Below are 4044 nucleotides of genomic sequence, written 5' to 3'. Positions count from 1 at the left end.
TCCCCCGATGGCTCCACACCTACAATCACCAACGCGGCCACACCGCACTCGGCGGCCAACCACCCGCCAGCCGCGTACCTAACCTCTCAAGTCAGTACAGCTAGTTGCGCTCGTAGGTGCCGACGATCACCGCGCGCGCGATGGCGTGCATGAACAGGTTGAAGCCGAGGTAGGCCGGGCTGGCGTCCTCGGCGAGGTCGAGCTTCTCGACGTCGACGGCGTGTACCGCGAAGTAGTAGCGGTGCGTGCCGTGACCGGGGGGCGGTGCCGCACCCACGTAGCGGCGCATCCCGGCGTCGTTGGCCAACGTCAGGGCATCCCCGGGCAGCAGGCTGCCGTCACCGACGCCTTCGGGAAGCTCGGTGCAGGTGGCCGGCAGGTTGGCCACCGCCCAGTGCCAGAAGCCCGAGGCGGTGGGAGCTTCCGGGTCGTAGCAGGTGACTGCGAAGCTGCGGGTCTCCTCGGGGAAGCCCGACCAGCTCAGCTGCGGGCTGGCGTCTTCACCGCCGGCGCCCATGATTCCGCTGACCTGCGGCTTGGCAAGCTGCGCGCCGTCGGTGAGCGATGTCGAGGTGAGGGTGAAGGTCGGCAGCTTGGGCAGCGCGGCGTAGGGATCGTGGACAGAGCTCATGTGTGGTCCTCTCGTTGTGGTCAACAGTGTGTCAGGAAGTGGTGCAGGACGCGGGTGCCGAACTTCAGCGCGTCGACCGGGACCCGCTCGTCGACTCCGTGAAACAGCGCGGCGAAGTCCAGTTCCGGTGGAAGCCGGAGCGGAGCGAACCCGAAGCAGCGAATACCCAACTTGGCGAAGGCTTTTGCGTCCGTTCCTCCGGACAGCATGTAGGGCACCGCCCGGGCGTCGGGATCGCAGGCCAGCAGCGCGGCGTTCATCGCCTCGACCAAATCGCCGTCGAAGGTCGTCTCGACGGGCGGCTGGAGGGCGACCCATTCCCGGGTCACGTCGGGACCGATCAGGGCGTCGACCTCGGCCTCGAACGCCGCCTGGCGCCCGGGCAGCACCCGGCAGTCCAGCACCGCCTCGGCCGTCGCCGGGATCACGTTGGCCTTGTAGCCGGCCTGCAGCATGGTCGGTGTCGCGGTGTCGCGCAGGGTGGCGTTGACGATGCGGGCGATGGGCCCCAACTTCTCGATCATCCCCTCCAGGTCCGGGGAGTCGACGTCGATGACCAGTCCGGTCTCCTCGCCCACCGCGATCAGGAACTGCTCGACCGCCTCGGTGAGCACCAGCGGGAAGCGGTGCCGGCCGAGCCGGGCCACCGCCTCGGCCAGAGCGGTGACGGCGTTGTCGTCATTGATCATCGATCCGTGCCCGGCCCGGCCGTGGGCCCGCAGCCGCATCCAGCACAGGCCCTTTTCCGCGGTCTCGATCAGGTAGAGCCGACGCTCGCCGCCGTCGCGGCGCGGCACCGTCAGCGAGAAACCGCCGACCTCCCCGATCGCCTCGGTGACCCCGGCGAACAGGTCGGGACGGTGCTCGACGAGCCAATGCGCCCCGTACTTGCCGCCGGCCTCCTCATCGGCGACGAAGGCGAACACCAGATCCCGCGGCGGGGTGATACCGGAGCGGGCCAGCTGGCGGGCCACCGCGATCATCATCCCGACCATGTCCTTCATGTCGACCGCGCCGCGGCCCCAGACGTAGCCGTCCTCGATGGCCCCGGAGAACGGGTGCACGCTCCAGTCGCTCGCCTCGGCCGGCACCACATCGAGGTGGCCGTGGATCAGCAGCGCCCCGCGGGACGGGTCACTGCCCGCCAGGCGGGCGAACACGTTCCCACGGCCCGGGGCACCCGATTCGAGGTATTCGGTCTGAAAACCCACTTCCTCGAGCTGGGCGGCCACCCAGCGGGCGCAGTCCGCCTCGCCCTTGGTGGTGGCCAGTTCGCCGGTGTTGGAGGTGTCGAAGCGAATGAGGGCGCTGACGAGTTCGACCACCTCGCCCACGGCGTCACCGGCAGGGTCCGGGAATTCGGTCACAGCTACCTTTACTACCACTTCCGGGCCCTTCCGCGGCCCTTCGGATGGTGTTGCCAGGGCTGGGTTTGGGTCCGAGGACGGCCATCCGTTAGCCTTAGCTGCCCGGCCGAGCCGGGTTGGTCCGAGTGGCGGAATGGCAGACGCGCTAGCTTGAGGTGCTAGTGCCCTATTAACGGGCGTGGGGGTTCAAGTCCCCCCTCGGACACAATTGTGATGAGTCGGGTCATGGGTTACACATGCGTCGCGTCATCGGTTACAGATTGCCCCGGCTTTTGCCGGGGTTTTTCTGTTTGTCGGGCCAGTAGTTGTGGTGGGTGGCGATGGTGTGGTGGCCGGTTTTGCTGATGACGGTGACGGTGCTGGCGGTGATCAGGATGAGGACGGGTGTGCAGGCGTGGGCGCGGCCGATGCCGAGGTGATGTAGGCGGCTGCGGTGGCGCAGGGTGAGTTCGCCGAATTGGTCGACGATGTCGGTGCGGACTCGGATGGCGGCGGCGGGTTGGTTGCCGGGGGTGGCTTTGGGGCGGGCGAGGTAGGCCTGTTCGGGCGTGAGGTGGTGTGGGTGGGCGCGGTGGCTGCGCTCGGTGTTGTAGATGACGCGGAAGGCGTCGAGGAGTTCTTGGAGTTCGGACAGGGTGGCTGGGTGGGGTCGTGCGGCCAGCCAGCGTTTGAGGGCTTGGTGGAAGCGATCGATCTTTCCCTGGGTTTGGGGGTGGCCGGGGTGGCCGTTGCGTTGGGTGATGCCCAGGGCGGCCAGGAGTCGTTCGAAGTCGTAGTGGCCGCCGGTGAATCGCGAGGTGTAGACCGAGCCGTTGTCCTGCGACCAACCGCGCCCAGGCGAATTCCGCTTGCAGATGGCGGACCAACTCCGGCACTACGGCGTGCAGCACGATCTGGTGGACACCGCGCCGGACGACAGCGGCCCTCCTGGGCCGGTGCCATCCGCCTAGCCGTGGCACGGCTGCTCTGGCCACCTGCCGCAACCCACAGAAGAGTCGTGAGGGTCACAACCGTCTGGCGTGGGTAGTCCGGGGAGGATGGGTACCCACTGGAGCATGACTTCGCTACGCGCGCTAGTGACCGGGGCCTCAGGTTATGTCGGATCACGGTTGGTGACCGCTTTGCTCGATGCCGGTCATCAGGTGGTCGTGGCAGGCCGCGATCCGGCGAAGTTCGCCCGATATGGCTGGAGCGATCGCGTCGAGGCGGTGTGTCTGGATGCAGGAGATCCGGAAATCCTGAGCGACGCGATGGCCGTGGCGGGTCGCATCGATGTCCTGTACTACCTGGTTCACGGCATCGGCGAGCCCGGCTTCCGGGCGGCCGACAGGGCTGCGGCGGGCCACCTCGCCCGGGCCGCCGCCGCGGCCGGGGTCGGACGCATCGTCTATCTGGGGGGATTCGTACCCGAATCGGAATCCCTGTCCGAACATTTGGCAAGCCGTGCCGAAGTGGCAGACGCCCTGCGCGTGCCGGGCGGTCCGGCAGTGGTGTGGTTAGGCGCGGCCATGATCATTGGCGCGGGGTCGACCTCGTTTGAGATGTTGCGCTACAGCGGGGACCGCTTCCCGCTGCTGCCAATGCCCTCCTGCGTGCGTCAGCCGATGGATCCGATCTCCATTCGCGACGTGCTGCACTATCTGGTCGCGGCCGCCCGGGGTGATCTCGTCGCGCCAGGGGCCTACGATATCTGCGGCCCCACTACCACGACCTATAGAGAGTTGGTGCGTACCTACGTCCGATTGGCGGGCAAGCGGCGGATCCCCGTTGCAATACCGGGCCTCGCCGCTTCGACGCTGGCACTGGTCACGCCCCTGGTGCTGCCGACGCCGAGCGGGCTGGCTGCTGACTTGGTGGCGTCCCTGGAATTCCCGATGACCGCATCCACGCGCCGACTCGCCGACGTGGTGGCACCGCCCCATGAGGGCCTGATGGACCTCGAAGACGCGCTGCGCCGATCCCTGCAATCGCAGTCGCCGCTACCCGTCGATCGGTTAGAAGACCCGCACCATTTGGCTGATACCGATGCCAACTGGACCGGGGGGG

At 67.8% G+C, this 4044-nt stretch carries 4 protein-coding genes, 1 tRNA gene and 1 pseudogene; 3 read left to right on the top strand and 3 right to left on the bottom strand.

The window, feature by feature from the left end:
* A pseudogene (locus LI92_RS23430) lies at positions 1–104 on the top strand (IS481 family transposase); the annotation flags it as partial.
* Here the strand turns inward: LI92_RS23430 and LI92_RS20185 are convergent.
* Together LI92_RS20185 and LI92_RS20180 are read right to left on the bottom strand one after the other, a co-directional pair.
* Positions 101–631: a YbhB/YbcL family Raf kinase inhibitor-like protein gene (locus LI92_RS20185; RefSeq protein WP_046322046.1), complete on the bottom strand. Its 531-nt coding sequence runs from the start codon at positions 629–631 to the stop codon at positions 101–103. The pseudogene LI92_RS23430 and the gene LI92_RS20185 sit on opposite strands and share 4 nt — an antisense overlap.
* 20 nt (positions 632–651) lie before the next feature.
* The gene (locus LI92_RS20180; protein WP_046322045.1) at positions 652–1998 is read right to left on the bottom strand and encodes a M20/M25/M40 family metallo-hydrolase; all 1347 of its coding nucleotides are present in this window, start codon (positions 1996–1998) and stop codon (positions 652–654) included.
* A 119-nt stretch (positions 1999–2117) separates the two neighbouring features.
* On the opposite strand from LI92_RS20180, the gene LI92_RS20175 reads away from it, so the two are divergent.
* A tRNA-Leu gene (locus tag LI92_RS20175) sits at positions 2118–2203 on the top strand.
* Positions 2204–2251: 48 nt separating this feature from the next.
* Here the strand turns inward: LI92_RS20175 and LI92_RS24535 are convergent.
* Positions 2252–2740: an integrase core domain-containing protein gene (locus tag LI92_RS24535; RefSeq protein ID WP_353585457.1), complete on the bottom strand. Its 489-nt coding sequence runs from the start codon at positions 2738–2740 to the stop codon at positions 2252–2254.
* Positions 2741–3053: 313 nt separating this feature from the next.
* On the opposite strand from LI92_RS24535, the gene LI92_RS20170 reads away from it, so the two are divergent.
* Positions 3054–4044: NAD(P)H-binding protein (locus LI92_RS20170; protein ID WP_046322047.1), on the top strand; the 991-nt coding region annotated here is incomplete at its 3' end.

The sequence above is a fragment of the Mycobacterium sp. UM_Kg1 genome (genome assembly GCF_000972925.1).
Taxonomy (GTDB): Bacteria; Actinomycetota; Actinomycetes; order Mycobacteriales; family Mycobacteriaceae; genus Mycobacterium; species Mycobacterium hiberniae.
The sequence above is the reverse complement of the archived record's forward strand: the minus strand, read 5'-3'. Positions and strand labels throughout refer to the sequence as shown.

Excerpts from the sequence above, each read along its gene's own strand:
- LI92_RS20185 (WP_046322046.1), bottom strand. The coding sequence starts at position 631 with ATGAGCTCTGTCCACGATCCCTACGCCGCGCTGCCCAAGCTGCCGACC.